This window comes from Leptothermofonsia sp. ETS-13 (assembly GCF_049200465.1).
Classification (GTDB): domain Bacteria; phylum Cyanobacteriota; class Cyanobacteriia; order Leptolyngbyales; family Leptolyngbyaceae; genus Leptothermofonsia.
The window spans coordinates 2334120-2350955 of record NZ_CP120836.1 but is presented as its reverse complement, the minus strand read 5'-3'; the positions used below and the strand labels follow the sequence as shown (position 1 = coordinate 2350955).

The following is a 16836-nucleotide window of genomic DNA, read 5'->3' as shown; positions in this document are numbered from 1 at the left end:
AATTCTAGGTAAAAGAATTCTAGGTTTTGAGTGTTGAGTTCAAGGCATCCCCTCATCCTTGGTATTACTGGTGCTTCCGGGCTAATTTACGCCGTCCGGGCACTAAAGTATTTGCTGGCGGCGGATTGTGCCATTGAACTGGTGGCCTCTAAGGCAGTCTACATGGTCTGGCAGGCGGAGCAGAATATCCGCATGCCTGCTGAACCGATGCAGCAGGAGCAGTTCTGGCGCGAGCAAGCAGGGGAAGAAACATCAGGTAAACTCACCTGCCATCCATGGAGCGATGTGGGGGCTGCGATCGCCAGTGGTTCGTTTCGCACCCTGGGGATGGTGGTGATTCCATGCAGCATGAGCACTGTAGGTAAACTGGCGACTGGCCTCAGTTCTGACCTGCTGGAGCGGGCAGCGGACGTGCAATTGAAAGAAGGGCGCAAGCTGGTACTGGTGCCCCGTGAAACCCCGTTTAGCCTGATTCATCTCCGCAATTTAACCACTCTGGCCGAAGCGGGTGCTCGGATTGTGCCTGCGATTCCTGCCTGGTATCACCATCCCCAAACAATTGAAGATCTGGTGGATTTTGTAGTTGCCCGCGCTCTGGATCAACTGGATCTGGATTGTGTACCACTCAATCGGTGGCAGGGTCATTAAGGCCAGTAGATAGAGAAATGCCTCATCTAGGTAAATTGAGGGTTATAGCCATAACCACCAGGCTTAGGACGGGGTGCAAGGGAAAACCCCTGGCTGGGGGCGGAGCCCCCACTCCCGCTCTAATTCCAATGTCCTAACGCACCCGCGTAGAGCTATAGTATACGCACGGACCGCCCAAGCCGAAGCTGCTTAAGATAAGCTGATAGCGTGGTTTCATTTTGAGCGAATCGCTAATCTTAACAGCGAGGCATCATGTTTTTTCGTCTCATCCTACTGCTGGCGATCGCCGGGGCACTGGTCATCTTTACCTGGTCGAATCTGCAACCAATCGCGCTGACGTTTCTGGGGATGCAAACGCCAGCGTTTCCTCTTGCTCTTTGGGTTCTGGGAGCCATTGCAGCGGGTATTTTAACCAATGTGGCAATCAACATTCTGGTTGGTCTCTCCAACTACGCCACAGGAAGAGCCTTGCGCTCTCGGTTCAGGCAATCTCCTCGCAGTCGGTTTGAGCAGTTAAGGCGCGATCGCTTCGGAACCTCAACTCCCAATTCAGAAACAGCCCGCTCCTACCAGTCCACTCCTTCTGGCAGTGATGACGCCACCTGGAAGAACTGGGAAGGCTACGAAGAACCGGTAACGGCCAGGCAATCCGTTGTTACAGAGAAGCAACCTGCTACAGACCCATTAGACGACGATTGGGATCTGGAAACGAGCGATGATTGGGAAGCCCCACAGACGACTCCGGTCGATCGCCATTCGGCTGACCCCACCCCTAACAAACGCACCAGTTATGAAGCTCCGCAAGAACCTAAATCAGTGTCCCGTTCCGGTTCGGTTTATTCCTACGGCTATCGAGATCCTGGCGAAACTGGAGCTGGCAGGAAGGAAAAGGTCGTTGATGCTGAATATCGGGTCATCATTCCTCCCTACAATCCCCTTCCCCCCCCTCCCTATACCCCATCGGTTTCAGAAGAGCCCGAACCAGAAAGAGAGGATGAAGAAAACGCCGATGACTGGTTTGAGGAGGATGGGACTAACTCTACAAATGATGATTGGCGGCGATCACGGTAGATCCTAACATCTGTCACTGCTACGTACCGCATCAGATAAACCGGAACGCGAAGTACTCTGGCTGCCAGGGCAGACAGTCCAAACTTCTGCTTTAAGGACGGGGGGAGTTCCTGCCAGGAAACAGGGACAAATCCAAATCGGGTGTAAAACCGGGCTAATCGTTGACCCAGGCATTCTAGGTAGAGCGGTTGAGTGGCCTGCTCAATTAGGTGTTGAACCATCAGGCTCCCCAGGCCCTGCCTTCTAAGGGCGGGAACAACGACTACACTGCCCAGTTCCTGGGCATCGGGAAAATTGCGCAACTGTCCACAGGCAATGATTTTCCCCTCCTGTGCCATCACCCAAAATTGGGACCAGCGGAGCTGGGTAGGGTCCAGCAGGGCTCCCAGTACCAGCTTGCGAATGGCTCCTATATCTTCAGCGCGGGCTGGGCGAAGGGTATATCCAGGAGGCATACAACGATTATCTTTGGGCACTGGGCAAGATGGTTGAGTTGGGCGATCGCATTTAGATTTAAACAGTGATTTCCATTAATAAAACTACATTAGCTTTTGCTAATAACAGTTAAGTTTATCTCGTTTTTTAGACGCTTGACAAAAAGACTCTTTAATCCTTGGCTAAACTATGAAAATAGTCCAGCAATAAAGTGCATTGATTGAACTTAGATTGAACTTAATCAGGTTTCACACCGATAGTTCATCAGCCCTAATCTGGCAAATATAGCGTTCCCAAACTATTTGTGAACAAGGGAGGGGGGGCTCCACTCCCACGCAAGGGTTCCACCCCTGCACCCCGTTCAAATTTCAAGAAGGATCGCTATACTTTGAAAATTTGATCTGGAAGTTAAACGAGGTGAAATTATGAAACCCATGATTTGGCACCCTGAGGAGAAAGATCAAAAGGTAAATCAGTATCTCGACCAAATCAACCGCGCTCCCTACGAATTAATTGTTGGAATGTTATTGGTCGTGCTGTGTCTCTTTACATTTAGCTTTTTGTTTGTGTTCCTCTAAATTAAACAGGAAGAAACCTATTGGACGATGGCATAAGTCCAGTAACCATTGGGTTGGGGAGTGGGGAGTAGGAGGGAGCCAGAATGGTATCCATGTTCCCGTCGTGCGGTACTATTAACTCTTCGTTGGGTCAGAGCAATCAGCAATTGACCCAGCTTTTTTGTGTCAATCCTTACGCATTCCCCTTCCATCCTTACTAAAACCAACAGGAAATTGTGTTCTGTCGTTGTATTCAGCTCCTTTGAGGTTAGTACCTTCAAGAGATGCACCAATTAAATTTGCATTTCTTAAGTCTGTTTCCTCTAGTTCAGCATTATTGAGGTTCGCATTATTGAGGTTCGCACCATTCAGGATTGAACGACTCAAATCAGCTCCACTCAGGTTAGTTCTCATCAGAAGAGCATTTGTTAAATCAGCTTTTTTCAAAATTGCATCAACTAAATTGGCATCTTGCAAATTTGCTGAATTCATTTGAGCATGCGCGAGAAAAGCTTTGTTTAAATTGGCTGCAATTAGCGTTGCCCTTTTCAGCTGAGCATCAGTCAAATCAATTTCTGGCAAAATCGCTTTGGGTAATCGAGCATCATTCAGCTCAATTCCAGGCATAGGAACGGGACTGTCGAATTGAATATTATCTAACCTTGCGCCACGAAGCCGAAGAAGGGTAGATTGCCGACACGTGTTTGCGCGTCCAGTGAGGGGATTAAATTGGCACTTTCTAACTAAACTTGCTTCATACAGAAATTTAATGAGCTGTCCTTTTTTTTCACCGTCAAGTTGGCGTAGAGTATTCAAAGTCCTCGCTTGAGCAAGGTTTCGTATCGTATCACTACTCCTATCAGATTGATTTGAGCTTTGAATATTCTCTCTAATTAGAAGCTCTGTCATCGCGTCCAGATAATCTGTCATAATTTTGTGACGTTGATTATCTTCATTTCTCACCTCTTGTTGACAGCTGTAAAAACTCAAAACAACAGGAATCGCTGCTGTACAAATAAACTGGAGAAGGTCCCATAGCTTCTTCTCACCAAATCCTGTCCATGTAAAGAAGCGCTTTCTCCAGGAAGTAATACTTTTATTTGAAGTTTCCTTTTTATCAGACTCTAAGTCTTTCTGATTGAGTAACTGCATAAGACCAGATCTATTTATGCTAACAGATTGTCAATGGAAATTAACAGACAAAAGATTTGATAGAGGTGGTTTTCTGGACTTTTAATTCCTCCGAAGATCTACCAGTAATTTGACTATTTAGGTTGCCATGTGCCATTAGGCATGCAAACGTAAGGACCACGAGTTTGGCCCGTTTCATACTTTTTTCCTTCATACCAGCACTCTGCTTTTGCAGGGGCAGCGATGAGGAGCTGAACACCTGCAAATACTAGAAAACTAATTAAAGTTAGTAATGGCAAGGGCTTATGATTTTGATGCCTAAAACTCTTCCAAAACATGATTCTTTCCCCGCTAAATCATGATTTCGTCGCACTTGGAAGATACACCATGGAATTCATCCTAAATAGAATATGGCACGCTAAATTTGACTTCACCCCCCCTCAGTGGGTAATTTTTCGGTCGAGGGGTATTTGCGATCGCCCATTGCACAAACTGCCTCAACAGTGCTAAATATCTTGATTCTTTAATTCCAACTGAGCCAATACTTGATAAGCCTGTTCGATGGCATACTTTCCCCGTAAAAAGCCGATATTTCCTCCAGGGCAAATCCATTGCAATGTTTCGGGGGTGAATCTTTCGATTAAGCGCTGCACACTTTGGAGTTGTCTACGCCAATGGAAGGTCTTGGCAGTTCTGATGGGGAGCAACTTCCCCTGCGGATCGGGTAACAGATGCCGTCCCGTAAACAACACGCCACCAAACTGGCGGTAATACAGGCAGGAGGAGCCAGGAGAGTGTCCCGGAGTCCAGATTGCATGAAGGTCCGGTGTTAGCTCAAACTCCTGGCCAAATCGGGTAATGGTGAGTTCCGGTAGCAGGTAAGCTTCCTGTTCCTGGATCAGAACCTCACAGTCAAAGGTTCGCTGTATCTCTCGTACCTTACCAATTGCTCCCCGATGGGTCAGGAACAGGAAGCGCACCCCTCCCTGCATTTCCAGAAATGCCCGATTTGTCTCGTTCCAGGCGGGACAGTCAACTAGAACATTCCCCTCGTTTACAATAAAGTAGGCGGTTCCTCCCAGGGTGTCGCGATTGGGGGGAAATGCAAAGATGGTAAAGCGAGGGGCTTCCTTCGGGTTGTCTAGAACAGTGTGAGGATGTTTTGAAGAGGTTTGGAGATGTCTGGAATCCTGGCCCTCAGGAGAGGTGAAAGGCGGGTTAGGTGATGAATCTGGGTGCACTGGGTTGAGTCCGTTTGGATAAAGACTTTCTAGATTAACTGTATTGAATATTGAATAGAACGTTTTGAAAACTCTTTATGAATCAACGTTCCCAATTCGTCATCTGGCTTATAAACTAGGTGAGTTTCGGATGCTAGTTGGCTGAGACTAGGCCCATGAATTTGATTTTGCTGTTTCTGCTGGGAATCATCACTTACTTTATCGTGCAGCGTGTTTCAAGCGTTACCCGCACGCCAACCTGGCTGTTGTGGTTGGTTGTGATGACTCCCGCTTTTATCTGGAATGGCTGGGCTCTGGTCAAAGGGGACGAAAAACCTCCGCCAGAATTGTTCATTATTCCGTTTATTGGCTGTCTTTTGCTCTATTGGTTTTTAATTCAATGGGGAAGGATTTCACCACCCCCGGCGGTCAACTCTTCTGCCTCTTCGGAGGAGGGACAATCCCCAAGGGGAGTGACGGAAACGGCGAATGATGCGGTAACTCCACGTCCCATTGATAAAGCTGAAGAGTCGAGTTTACACAATTGTTTTCCCTGGGCGGTTTATTACTTACAAAATATCGAGTTGCGCCCTCAGGCAGTGATTTGTCGGGGGCAGTTGAGAAGCAAGCCAGAGGTAGCCTACCAGACGATTAAGGAGAATATTGAGGAGAAGTTTGGCGATCGCTTCTATGTTGTTTTTCAAGAAGGCTCTAACAACAAACCTTTCTTTGTTCTCGTTCCCAATCCCCAATCTCGCAGCAACATCACCAAAGCAGAATCTTCTCAGGCAAAACTGGCTCAGGAAACCGTCACCCGTCCTGTTCTGGCACTGGGGCTGGTGATTGCGACCTTTTTTACCACGGCTTTTGCCTGGTCAGAATTGGCCGATAAACCTGTCCAGTTTAACCTGACATCCCTCATTGCAGGACTACCTTATGCAGTAGCACTGATGGCTATTTTAGGGGTTCATGAATTGGGGCATTATCTAACTGCCCGTCGCTATCGGATTCAGGCAACGCTACCCTATTTCATCCCGGTCATTCCCATGTCCCTTTTCCCCTTTGGGACGTTTGGTGCTTTTATTCAAATTCGATCGCCTATTCCCAATCGTCGAGCTTTGTTTGATGTCGGCATTGCAGGTCCTGTATGTGGGTTCGTAGTGGCGCTACCGCTACTGATCTGGGGGCTGGCTCATTCGGATGTGGTGCCCATGCTGCCGAAGCCCAATATGTTTAATTTTCAGGCGTTTGACCCCAGCTTCTCAATTCTATTGGCACTGGTGAGCAAGCTGGCAATAGGCAGCAACTTGACCCCAGAAACTGCAATCAAATTGCACCCTGTAGCAGTGGCGGGCTGTTTGGGCATGGTGGTGACGGCTTTTAATTTGATGCCTGTTGGGCAACTGGATGGCGGCCATATTATTCATGCCATGTTTGGTCAGCGGACGGGAGCGGCGATCGGGCAGCTTGCTCGAATATTGCTGTTGCTACTTTCCTTTACCCAACCCCAACTACCTTATTTGATGGTCTGGGCAATTATTCTTTTTCTGGTGCCTGCAACAGATGAACCAGCCCTCAATGATGTCACGGAACTAGACAACCGGCGTGACCTTTGGGGAATTTTGGCAATGGCTTTACTGTTGTTGATCATTCTGCCTGTGCCAGGGTTTCTTAACCGAGCATTGAATATTTAAGGCTGCGGGCTATAGCTATAATCCCCCGATTTGCCGCCTGTTTTACTGACTAAATGGATTTGCTCAATCTGGATGGACTTTTCCAGAGCTTTTGCCATGTCATAAAGAGTCAGCGCGGCTATCGAAACTGCGGTCAAAGCTTCCATTTCCACTCCTGTCTCTGCCGTTGTCTTCACCTCAGCCCGAATCAGGTAACCAGGCAGGTCAGGGGCAGGCAACAATTGCACATCTACTTTTTGCAATGGCAGCGGATGGCAGAGGGGAATCAAATGAGCTGTTTGCTTGGCTGCCATAATGCCTGCTATCCGTGCCACCCCCAAAACATCACCCTTAGGTGCATTGCCAGCCGCGATCGCCGCAAAGGTTTCTGGTAACATCCGCACCCGCCCCTCAGCCACTGCCTGTCGCACAGTCATTTTCTTGGCAGAAACATCAACCATTTGAGCCTGCCCCTGGGAGTCCAGGTGAGATAACGTTGAAGCAGTGCCCTGTGTCTGCGGCTGAGAAAGGAACGAATCAGAAGTTTGTGACATCGTAACGGTTTGTGATAGGATATAAATCTTGCAAGGGCTTGTAGCTCAGTGGACTAGAGCACGTGGCTACGGACCACGGTGTCGGGGGTTCGAATCCCTCCTAGCCCGTCCCACTATTATCCAGGGATGTTATTAGGCAAACTTGATTGCATTGGTTGCCTGCTCCTAACCCTGAAAAAGACGAGGCAGAAGCTTTGGTTGAAAGAAATCAGTGCTGCCTGTGCGATACTGCGTAAATATCAGAACCGGTAGGCAATAAAACCACAACTGCGAGACAGTGAGGCAATGCTTAAGGGTACAGGAAAGGAGCCTTTTTATCGCTGACCATAGCCAGGGGCTGGGCGACGGCCAAACGGTCGATAGGCTGGACCATAGGGCCTATTTTCATCTCCCCGGTAGTAGTAAGGGGGCAGGATTGCCAGATCGGATATAGGTTGAACCATTGGGCGCTCCATTCAAACCCCGGTAGTAAGGATTAGTCCCACTAAATCGGGTATAGCCTGGAGTATGAAGCACTCCATTCGAGCCACGGTAGTAAGGGTCTTGACCACCAAAAGGAACGGCTGTTGAACGGTTTGGAATACCGTTAGGCATCTGGTAATAGGGGTTGCTACTTCTGTAGGGAATAGGATTATAGGCTGGATGTCCCAGCGAATCATCGGCTCCCCGGTCGTAAAAATCGCGGTTGCCGTAGAACGGATAGACAGGGCTGGCTGACGTACTGTTGCCTCTACGATAGTAGGGAGTGTGGTTGCCAAACTGCGTGTAAGCCGGATCCATTGGCATTCCGTTGGGTCCCCGATAGTAGGGAGTATTGTTGCTAAGCTGCCTATAAGCCGGGTCTATAGGCATTCCGTCGGGCTCCCGATAGCTGGGAGTGTTGTTGCCAAACTGCATGAAAGGCGGATCCAGTGGCATTTCACCAGGGTTGCTGTAAGGACTGGAAACGTCAGTGAAGGGAGCATAGGCTGGCTTCCTGGGCTTACCGTCCCGGTTACGGTAGAAGTCAGGGCCAATACCAGATGGGGTGTAATTTGAACCAGGTGGCATGTTGCTGGAACCCCTATCAAAGGGATTTGAATAACTCTGAGCAAAGGCAGGAATCGCTGTAGTTGAGAGACCAGCAATCATAGCTAAAACCGTAATACAGCGTTGCATACTCTGAGGCTCCTAACGGTCAAGGTTAACAACTACAGACCACCAGACTTCTATCCAACCATCGCTTCAGCCGTTATCAATCTAATACTTAACCTCTTGCTTGAGTCAGCAAGCTGTTAAGTTTCTCTCCATTTCATAGGTCTTACTCAGTGGAATCACTTCTTTAAAAAATAAGAAAAAACTAACGAATGTTTTTATCTTAATCTAACTGATTCAGATTTCAATTGAGTTAGCTACCCCTTTTGAGGGGCTAGAGGCTAGTGGTCTGTCAAGACTTATTTTGAGTTGAAAACTCACAAAATAATCACTCTGACTCAATCCGGAGGTACAAAATTAAAACTGGCAAACCACTAGGGGCTAAAGAGTGGTTTATGCCTTTGAAACCAGCTTTAGAACATAGTCAAAAGTCTGTTAACTGGCTGTCGATTCTGCTTTGGACTGGAGTGTAAGGAACTTTTCCATCGCAGTTATCATTTGGGGCGGCCAGCGGCGAATTGTTTTCAGCCAGTTGAGGTCCTTGTAGCGCGAGTCAAGCCCTATGGCTGATACCCATTGACTTTCTGCTTCTCCTTCTTTCCCTTCAGCCCAGAGAGCCGCTGTGAGGGCTGCTCTCATATCGGCAAATTGGGGATACTTACGAACCAAAGCTCGCATAGCACGAATGGCTTCATCGGTTTTGCCCGTCTGGTAAAGGGCGAGGGCGTAGTTGGCGCGGGCCGTGGCGTAGTTGCGGGAAAGATCAACGGCTTTCTTGTAGTCAGCGATCGCTTCATCCCATTTCCCCAATCCCGCCTTAGCATTCCCCCGGTTGTTAAATGCAGCGGGATCCTTGGGGTCAATTTCCAGGACATGGTCATAATCGGCGATCGCTTCGTCATACTTACCCAGGGCTTCCAGAGCGGTTCCCCGATTCAGGTAGGGGTCAGGGATATTGGGAGCCAGTTCAGCGGCTCGATTGTAGTCTGCGATCGCGCTTTGAAACTTGTTTTGTCCAATCTTGGCATTGCCGCGATTGCTCCAGGCCGCCGCATTTTCTGGCAGTAATTCAATGATCTGAGTCCAGTAGTCTTCTGCTAGTTTGAAGTCACCAGCATTGGTCGCGGCAAAGGCTTTGTCAAATAACCCATTCACCTTCTGATACATCTCCAAAACGGAGGGTTGAGGGGTTCCCTTTTCCGTTGATTCGACTGGTGCAGACTCAGCCGCCGGTTGGGCAGCCGCCATAGACTCAGCTGCCGTCGCCTCCAGGAGGAATCCAAAACAGGTCAGGGCAATGACGAAGCAGGAGAGGGCAATTTTTAGGAATTGACGCATGGTTCTAGTGATTTTTTGAGAAGGGTGAGGAGTAGATGGGTGGATGGGATTTCTGTAGGGTTGAGCTTTTCTGCCCTGGAATACAGAATCTAAAGTTCCCCAGTTTGACGGATTAATTTCCCTTAAAGCCTATCTAAAAACTTTTTGAAATTACAGCCATTCTCACCCTATCACCCCATCACCCATCCACTCCTCCACCTAAGACAGGAGTGCAAGCTGGCTATCCGGTGGTTGATAGCCCAAATGTTTCCAGGCTGAGGGGGTTGCCATGCGTCCACGGGGTGTGCGGTTGAGGTAGCCAATTTGCAGTAGGTAAGGTTCGTAAACTTCTTCAATGGTTTGAGAGTCCTCGCCAGTAGCGGCGGCCATGGTATCCAGCCCAACGGGACCGCCATTGAAGTGTTCAATCATGACAGCCAGCAGACGGCGATCGGTCCAGTCCAGTCCACAGGGGTCTACGTTGAACAGTTCCAAGGCTTCGGCAGCAATGGCTTGGGTGATGGCACCCGATGCTTTGACCTCTATGTAATCCCGGACGCGCTTCAGCAGGCGGTTGGCAATCCGGGGGGTGCCGCGCGATCGCCGGGCGATTTCCCCGGCACCTTCGGTTGTAATTGGAGTATTCAGGATGGCAGCGGTTCGCAACACAATCTGAGTTAGCTCGTCCAGTTCGTAAAATCGAAGGCGCTGAATCAGACCGAAGCGATCGCGCAGGGGCGAAGTCAGCGCCCCCACCCGTGTGGTTGCCCCCACTAAAGTAAAGCGATTGAGCGGAATCGAACGAGTCCGGCTGCTGGAACCTTTGCCCAGTACCACGTCAATCCGACAGTCTTCCATCGCCGGGTAAAGAATTTCTTCGGTCACCTTGGGTAGCCGGTGGATCTCATCAATGAATAGAATGTCCCCAGGTTTGAGGCTGACCAACAGCCCAACAATATCTCGCTGCCGCTCCAGGGCGGGAGCGCTAGTGATCTTGCAGTCTACCCCCATTTCATCGGCCAGAATCAGCGCCATGGTTGTCTTACCCAGGCCAGGAGGACCGTAGAGCAGCAGATGGTCTAAGGTTTCCTGTCGGGCTTTTGCAGCTTTAATGGCAATGTTCAAAACTTCCTTTAAGTCTTTTTGCCCGATGTAATCGTTCAGGCGACGGGGGCGTAACCCTTCTTCCTGCTTACCATGCTCTTCTGGCTTGGCTTCCGGTTCTAGCAAAGACTCGCCAGTTGGGTGGGGCTTAGCCATTGGTTGAGCGGATTGGGCTCGACTTGCCTGTCCCTTTACTGCCCCTTCCTCCAGCGGCAGGCGGCGTTGCTGTTGCCCGTCAGAATCGGGTGGCTGTTTCTTAGAAGAAATTATTGCCATACTTAAAACGAAGGGGTCATTAGATAGCAAAGCATTGCCGCCAAATCGGAACTAAAGTACTAGTGGCGGATAACTTTATTCATCATACTCAGAGACTTTGTAGAGATGACAGTTGAGTCCGCATTTACTATTCCTAATGATGTCAGTTTTCAGGATGCGATCGCCCTGACACAGTCCCTTCTGGACGAGACAGAACAGGGGCAGGTCTCAGAATCAATCCTTGAGCAAACGATTCGGGCTCTTGTTCGCACTGAAAATGGGGCACGGGGGTTTTTCGTCACCTACCTCAGTGATGATCGGCCTCTGGTTGAACAAATGATGCCTGTAGTTGTTCAAGCGTTGAAAACTTCGCCTGAAGTTGTTTCCCCCCTCCTGGTCAAGAATCTGGCGATGTCTACTGCCATGGCAATCAGCCACCGACGGAACCAGAATGAGGACCTAGCAAAGGGATCGGATCGAGTGCGATCGCACACCACCGCTCTCATTCAAGCCCTGTCTCTCCCTCCATTACACGAACATGTCCAGCAACTTGCAGCAACCATCCGCACTGGCGCGGGCAAGTATCAAGCATTTCTGGAACGCTGGAGCTACGACACGGAGCAAAAACAGGCCATCTATGCGGCTCTAGAACAGGCTGGACTTGTACAGGGAGCCCATTGAACGACGATGAACTGGTGAATGACTTTTAGCTGTTAGTTGCTCCCTTTCGCCCTTCCCCTTTGGCCTTTTCCCTTCTGGCTCCCGGCTCTTGACTCCTGACTTCTTTACTTCTTTTCTCTTCTCTTTTTCCCCCTTTCTCCTCCCTCCTGCCCCCATTTTCATGTTAAGTAGTTGACATTGGTACCGATACCAGAGAACTTAGATCAGCAATCACGACAAGCGAGCTCAGTTCATCTATGGCAGTCTCCATACAAGGTAAACTGTTCCTTTCTGAGGCACAGCGGTATTGGGAACTGCTGCGGGTTTTTGTTGAACGCAATTTAAGTGCCCGGTACCGGGGTTCTTCCCTGGGGATCTTCTGGTCGCTCCTCAACCCGGTGATTATGACCGGAATCTACACCGCTATTTTTGGGTCTGCCTTTGCAGAGGCCTTTGGCTCTATCTTGAACTATGCCCTGGCAGCTCTGACAGCGCTGGTAATTATTAACTTCTTTTCTGCCTCCACCACTCAGGCTCTCACTAGCGTGGTTGCCAACGGCGCGTTATTGAACAAAATTCGCCTGCCTATCAGTGTTTTCCCAACCGCTGCAATTACGGCGAATATTTTTCAGTTGATGGTCGCCTCTGTGCCGCTGCTTGTTGTAATTACGTTGGTCACCTCTAAAAGCTTGCTAAACGTAGTGGCACTCCCCTTGCCATTGCTATCCCTCATCCTGGTTAGTCTAGGAGTTGGCTATCTGGTCAGCGCACTCTATGTGTTCTTTCGAGATTTGCCTTATTTTTATGAAATCATCGTTTTTGTGCTGTGGATTAGTAGTCCCGTGTTCTACCCAGCCAAAATCGTTCCTCCTCAGGTCAAGCCGTTTCTTGCCTTCAATCCGCTCTCCGCAATCATTGAAAGCACCCGCCAGATCGTACTGTCTGGTCAATTGCCTGACTTTAGTCTCATCTTTGGCACTTTACTTGGCAGTATTATCGTTTTTGGACTGGGGTTGAGCCTTTTTCGGTGGTGGCAACCGCATTTCATGGACTTACTGTAGATGGAAGTTATTCGCCTTGATCAGGTTTCTTTATTACGGCGAACCCAGGAAGAGCTGTCCCGTGATCTTAAGAAGACTATCTTTTCGCTCTTTGAGGGGAAGTACCGTAAGCCCATGCGAAAGCTGGTGCTGGATCAGATTAGTTTGTCGATCCAGTCCGGCGAGAAAGTGGGAATCATTGGGGCAAATGGTTCTGGGAAGTCAACCCTGCTGAAATTGATCTGCAAAATTTTTCAACCCACCTGCGGTCGGGTTTGGGTAAAGGGAAAGGTGGCCCCTCTGATTGAACTGGGTGCGGGTTTTGATGCCGAGCTTTCGGTGATTGATAATATTAAGCTCTATGGCGTTATGCTTGGTTTTTCTGAGCAGGAAATGCGCGATCGCGTCTTCTCCATTCTTGAGTTTGCCGAGCTTGAAGAATATGCCACTGTTCCTGTCAAGGCACTTTCTTCTGGCATGGCTGCCCGCCTGGGTTTTTCGATCGCCACCGATGTCCAACCTGATATTTTGATTTTGGATGAAGTGCTTTCAGTGGGCGATGCCAGCTTCAAGAACAAATGTAAGCAGCGAATTGAACGCTTTTGGGATAGAAATACGACAATTCTGCTTGTATCCCACGACCTGGAATTTATTAAAGACTCCTGTGAACGGGTCATCTGGTTAGAGAGGGGAAAAATCAGTGCTGTTGGCGACCCCAAAGAAACGGTTGATCTCTATCTCGCCAGTGTGAATTTACCGGATGATTCAACCAGTCCTGCGACTACTCCCACCAGTGAACCTCTTCCTCAAAGCTCAGAAGAGTCTGTTCTGGAACAGAAGGATGAAGAATTAATACCCACTGAAATTGCTGTTGGAGCCGCAAAAGTTCCTCCCCCTGAAACGTTAAGTAGTGTGATAATCACCGATGTTTTCATCGCTAATGAAGAAAAGCAAATCGTTGAGGTGGTGGATTATGGAAGCCCGTTCTTTATTGGAATGAAATATCAAGTAAAAGCTCCGACTCAAAATCTGATGTTAGGGGCTTACTTGACTAACGAATATGGAATTATGATTTTGGAACCTGTCACCCAAAACTTTTTACCAATTACTGGAGCCATTAATGAAATTGGTGAACGATTCATTTATGTTAAAATCCCTGCCCCTTTTCTGAGACCAGGGAAATACTACATCGCCGGGGTGGGAGCCTATGAAGAAGGCTTTGGACATCACCATTGGATTATCGAAAAATTATTGTCCTTCAACATTATCCTGCCCGAAAAACATCAACACGAATGGTTTGGACAGGAACTAGTTCATCCTCCTTTGGAGTGGTTTTTAGAAAATAGCTAGTGGAGTTTTCTTTGTTTTTTCATGTCTATACAAAAATCTTGGATCCCTCGTTAAAAAGGGGGAGTTATGCAAGGCTTTTCCTGGTGGCAAAGTCCTTTCACAATCTTTCATAATCTAGATAGAACCGCTATATATCCACCAATCGGGAGGTAGAGGAAGCATTATTATTTTGAGTATCCTGGAAAGTAATGTTTATCCCATCTCAGAATCAGAAAGCTGAGGAAATTAACGATCGAATCATGCAGCTTGAGGAACTTCTGAATCTTCCCGATATTCTCCAGCAAATTTGGGATTACCCTCCAAATAGGGTAATGGAGCTAGCTGAAGAAGTCATATATACTCGCCCGCTTAAACCATACCCAGGCTGGTATTTCAATATTGAATGGGATAGCCCAGAACCTGTAATACGTTTACGGCGTGCAATTTGGGAGTATTTTAGAAAGAAACAACTGGAAGAACGGATTATTATTCCCTGGTATCAGGATCTCCGAATTTTTCTTTATTTGGGTAATGATTTCAGCAGTCAACAATTTATTGCAGGCTGTTACGAGCCGAATGAATTTTATTATCTCAATCAAATACTGCGTCCGGGGATGACATTTCTGGATATCGGTGCGAATGATGGAATCTACGCACTCTTCGCTTCAAGGTGTGTGGGAGAGAGGGGGCTGGTATTGGCGTTTGAACCGAGTCAGCGGGAGTTCAAAAATCTTCAGGAAAATATTAATTTGAATCAACTTTCAAATATTCAAACTTTTCAATTAGCACTTTCAAATACAGAAGGGATTACAACCCTCAAAATTGCTGACTTTGAGCACTCTGGTCAAAATACTTTTGGTGAGTTTGTTCATGATGTCGTAGCCTGTGAGCAAATTGAGAGTGTTCCGGTTAAACGACTGGATAATGTGATCGAAACAGCCAATATTCAAGCAATTGATGTTATAAAAATTGACATAGAAGGAGCAGAGTTCTCAGTTTTGCAAGGAGCCCAAAATCTCCTGAAACAGCATCACCCTTTGTTACTGCTGGAAGTTTTTGATGAAGCACTACAGAGACAGGGAAGTAGCGCTGAGACATTAATGTCCTTTTTGCGATCGCAAGGGTATAAGCTCTTTACTTTTGGTCGATTTGTTGGAGTTCCTGTCCAGTTTGAGAGCGATTACCCACTGAGTAAAAGCTTTAACATTATCGCGGCCCATCCCAACCGGAAATGGGTGGGTTTATCCGAAGCAGAACAACAGCCAATTTTGCATCAAGAATTAGAAGGGACGAGGCAACTTCTTGCCAGAGTTGAAGGGGACTTGGAGCGATCGCAAACAAAATTGCACGACGTTGACCTGGAATTTCAACGTTTAAAGTACAAGCATGACTTGATGGAGTATGAATTATCTGAGAAATTACGACATTTAAAGCAGGGGAATGTTGAACTCAAAGAACAACTACAGCAAACCCAAACGGCTTTAGAACAGGCTCAAACCACCATTACAGCCCTAACCAGTAGTAAGTTCTGGCAGCTCAGGAATTGCTGGCTTGGTCTGAAACGAGCACTGAGCAGGAAGTAATGAGGCGGAAGGGTGGATGAGTTTTGAGTTCTGGTCACACTCATCCACGCCTTTCCCATTTTCCTGGCTTCTACTTTCCTCTAGTACCGAATCCGTGGATCGATGTATGCATTCAGGATGTCAATCAGGATGCTGACCAGCGCCACGATCGCTGCAAAGAACACCACAATTCCCTGCACTGTGGGGTAGTCTCGCTGAGCGATCGCCCGGTAAAGTCGGTTGGCCAGACCGGGCCAGGAGAAAGTCACCTCGGTCAAGATGGCGCCCCCTAACAGGGCTGCAAACGTCAACCCTAAAATGGTGACAACTGGAATTAATGTGTTCCTGAGCCCATGATTCATCAAAATTCGGGATTCGGGAATCCCCCTGGCTCTGGCTGCCTCCACATAATCTGACTGGAGGGTTTGTTTAAGATTGACGCGCACAATTCGCTCAAAGATGCCGCTGATCAAAGTTCCCAGGCTCAGACAAGGTAAAGCCAGGTAGTACAACGATGTCAAGAACTGGGTCAGGTTGCCATGGAGCAGACTATCCAGGGTGTAAAGGCCCGTAGGTCCATCCGGGGCAGGAATATTAATGGGAAAACGGGTACCCAGAGGAAACCAGCCCAACTGCACTGAAAAAATGAGCTGCAACAGCATCCCAAACCAGAACAGGGGCACTGAGTAGGTGAGAATGCCAAATAGCCTGCCAACGGCGTCCAGAACCGTATCTGGTCTGGAGGCGGAAACCATGCCAACGGTGATACCAACTACGAGGGCGATCGCCAGACTAAAAAACGCCAGTTCTACTGTCGCCGGAAAAAACTTCTGAATAATCTCCCACACCGACTGCCCCTGGCTGATCAGCGACTGGCCCAGATCTAATCGCAGCAGCGCTCCCATGTAGTCAAAATACTGGAACCACAACGGCTTGCCCAACCCCAACTGTCCGCGCAACTCATCTTTAGCCGCCTGGGGAGCCCGCGGACCCAATAGCGCATCCACCGGATCTCCCGGCGTTGCCCGCAGCAGTAAAAACACAACCGTTGTGATCACCCATAGCATTAGAGGAGCCAGGAGCAACCGAGCAGCAATGTAGTAGCGTAGGGAACCAGAGCGGGACATGCCAGAGGCGAGAGGGGAA

15 protein-coding genes and 1 tRNA gene are annotated in these 16836 nt (G+C 48.4%); 8 read left to right on the top strand and 8 right to left on the bottom strand.

Annotated features, from left to right (window positions below):
• Positions 1-30: 30 nt before the first annotated feature.
• Positions 31-648, top strand: a complete 618-nt coding sequence (locus tag P4D80_RS10570) for a flavin prenyltransferase UbiX (RefSeq protein ID WP_421659104.1) — start codon at positions 31-33, stop codon at positions 646-648.
• A 950-nt stretch (positions 649-1598) separates the two neighbouring features.
• Here P4D80_RS10570 and P4D80_RS10565 read toward each other — a convergent pair.
• Entirely contained in the window at positions 1599-2174 is a 576-nt protein-coding gene (locus P4D80_RS10565) for a GNAT family N-acetyltransferase (RefSeq protein ID WP_421659103.1), read from the bottom strand.
• A gap of 405 nt (positions 2175-2579) precedes the next feature.
• On the opposite strand from P4D80_RS10565, the gene P4D80_RS10560 reads away from it, so the two are divergent.
• Positions 2580-2732, top strand: coding sequence for a hypothetical protein (locus P4D80_RS10560; protein WP_421659102.1), 153 nt, complete (start codon positions 2580-2582; stop codon positions 2730-2732).
• A gap of 165 nt (positions 2733-2897) precedes the next feature.
• Here P4D80_RS10560 and P4D80_RS10555 read toward each other — a convergent pair whose 3' ends face one another.
• Positions 2898-3863 carry a pentapeptide repeat-containing protein gene (locus P4D80_RS10555; RefSeq protein WP_421659101.1) on the bottom strand — a complete coding sequence of 322 codons (966 nt, stop codon included), beginning with the start codon at positions 3861-3863 and terminating at the stop codon, positions 2898-2900.
• A gap of 485 nt (positions 3864-4348) precedes the next feature.
• Entirely contained in the window at positions 4349-5083 is a 735-nt protein-coding gene (locus P4D80_RS10550) for an MBL fold metallo-hydrolase (protein ID WP_421659100.1), read from the bottom strand.
• A gap of 155 nt (positions 5084-5238) precedes the next feature.
• On the opposite strand from P4D80_RS10550, the gene P4D80_RS10545 reads away from it, so the two are divergent.
• The gene (locus P4D80_RS10545; RefSeq protein ID WP_421659099.1) at positions 5239-6756 is read left to right on the top strand and encodes a site-2 protease family protein; all 1518 of its coding nucleotides are present in this window, start codon (positions 5239-5241) and stop codon (positions 6754-6756) included.
• Here P4D80_RS10545 and moaC read toward each other — a convergent pair.
• The gene (gene moaC / locus P4D80_RS10540) at positions 6753-7289 is read right to left on the bottom strand and encodes a cyclic pyranopterin monophosphate synthase MoaC (RefSeq protein WP_421659098.1); all 537 of its coding nucleotides are present in this window, start codon (positions 7287-7289) and stop codon (positions 6753-6755) included. The genes P4D80_RS10545 and moaC overlap by 4 nt on opposite strands.
• Positions 7290-7323: 34 nt before the next feature.
• Here moaC and P4D80_RS10535 point away from each other — a divergent pair.
• Positions 7324-7397: transfer RNA gene (locus tag P4D80_RS10535), tRNA-Arg, on the top strand.
• A 276-nt stretch (positions 7398-7673) separates the two neighbouring features.
• On the opposite strand, the gene P4D80_RS10530 is transcribed toward P4D80_RS10535, so the two are convergent.
• From P4D80_RS10530 to ruvB, 3 genes are all read right to left on the bottom strand, one after another.
• Positions 7674-8447: a hypothetical protein gene (locus P4D80_RS10530; RefSeq protein ID WP_421659097.1), complete on the bottom strand. Its 774-nt coding sequence runs from the start codon at positions 8445-8447 to the stop codon at positions 7674-7676.
• Between the two features lie 411 nt (positions 8448-8858).
• The gene (locus P4D80_RS10525) at positions 8859-9761 is read right to left on the bottom strand and encodes a tetratricopeptide repeat protein (RefSeq protein WP_421659096.1); all 903 of its coding nucleotides are present in this window, start codon (positions 9759-9761) and stop codon (positions 8859-8861) included.
• A 198-nt stretch (positions 9762-9959) separates the two neighbouring features.
• Positions 9960-11000, bottom strand: coding sequence for a Holliday junction branch migration DNA helicase RuvB (ruvB, locus tag P4D80_RS10520; RefSeq protein ID WP_421659517.1), 1041 nt, complete (start codon positions 10998-11000; stop codon positions 9960-9962).
• A gap of 225 nt (positions 11001-11225) precedes the next feature.
• Here ruvB and P4D80_RS10515 point away from each other — a divergent pair, with 225 nt between their 5' ends.
• The 4 genes from P4D80_RS10515 to P4D80_RS10500 all read left to right on the top strand — a co-directional run bounded on the left by P4D80_RS10515 (position 11226) and on the right by P4D80_RS10500 (position 15711).
• Positions 11226-11780: a hypothetical protein gene (locus P4D80_RS10515; protein ID WP_421659095.1), complete on the top strand. Its 555-nt coding sequence runs from the start codon at positions 11226-11228 to the stop codon at positions 11778-11780.
• Positions 11781-12016: 236 nt separating this feature from the next.
• Positions 12017-12820 (top strand): ABC transporter permease, encoded by an 804-nt coding sequence (locus tag P4D80_RS10510; protein ID WP_421659094.1) that lies wholly within the window; start codon positions 12017-12019, stop codon positions 12818-12820.
• The gene (locus P4D80_RS10505; protein WP_421659093.1) at positions 12821-14149 is read left to right on the top strand and encodes an ABC transporter ATP-binding protein; all 1329 of its coding nucleotides are present in this window, start codon (positions 12821-12823) and stop codon (positions 14147-14149) included.
• Between the two features lie 188 nt (positions 14150-14337).
• Positions 14338-15711, top strand: coding sequence for an FkbM family methyltransferase (locus P4D80_RS10500; RefSeq protein ID WP_421659092.1), 1374 nt, complete (start codon positions 14338-14340; stop codon positions 15709-15711).
• Between the two features lie 80 nt (positions 15712-15791).
• Here P4D80_RS10500 and P4D80_RS10495 read toward each other — a convergent pair whose 3' ends face one another.
• Complete coding sequence (locus tag P4D80_RS10495; protein WP_421659091.1) at positions 15792-16817, bottom strand: ABC transporter permease; 1026 nt, start codon at positions 16815-16817, stop codon at positions 15792-15794.
• Positions 16818-16836: the final 19 nt, after the last annotated feature.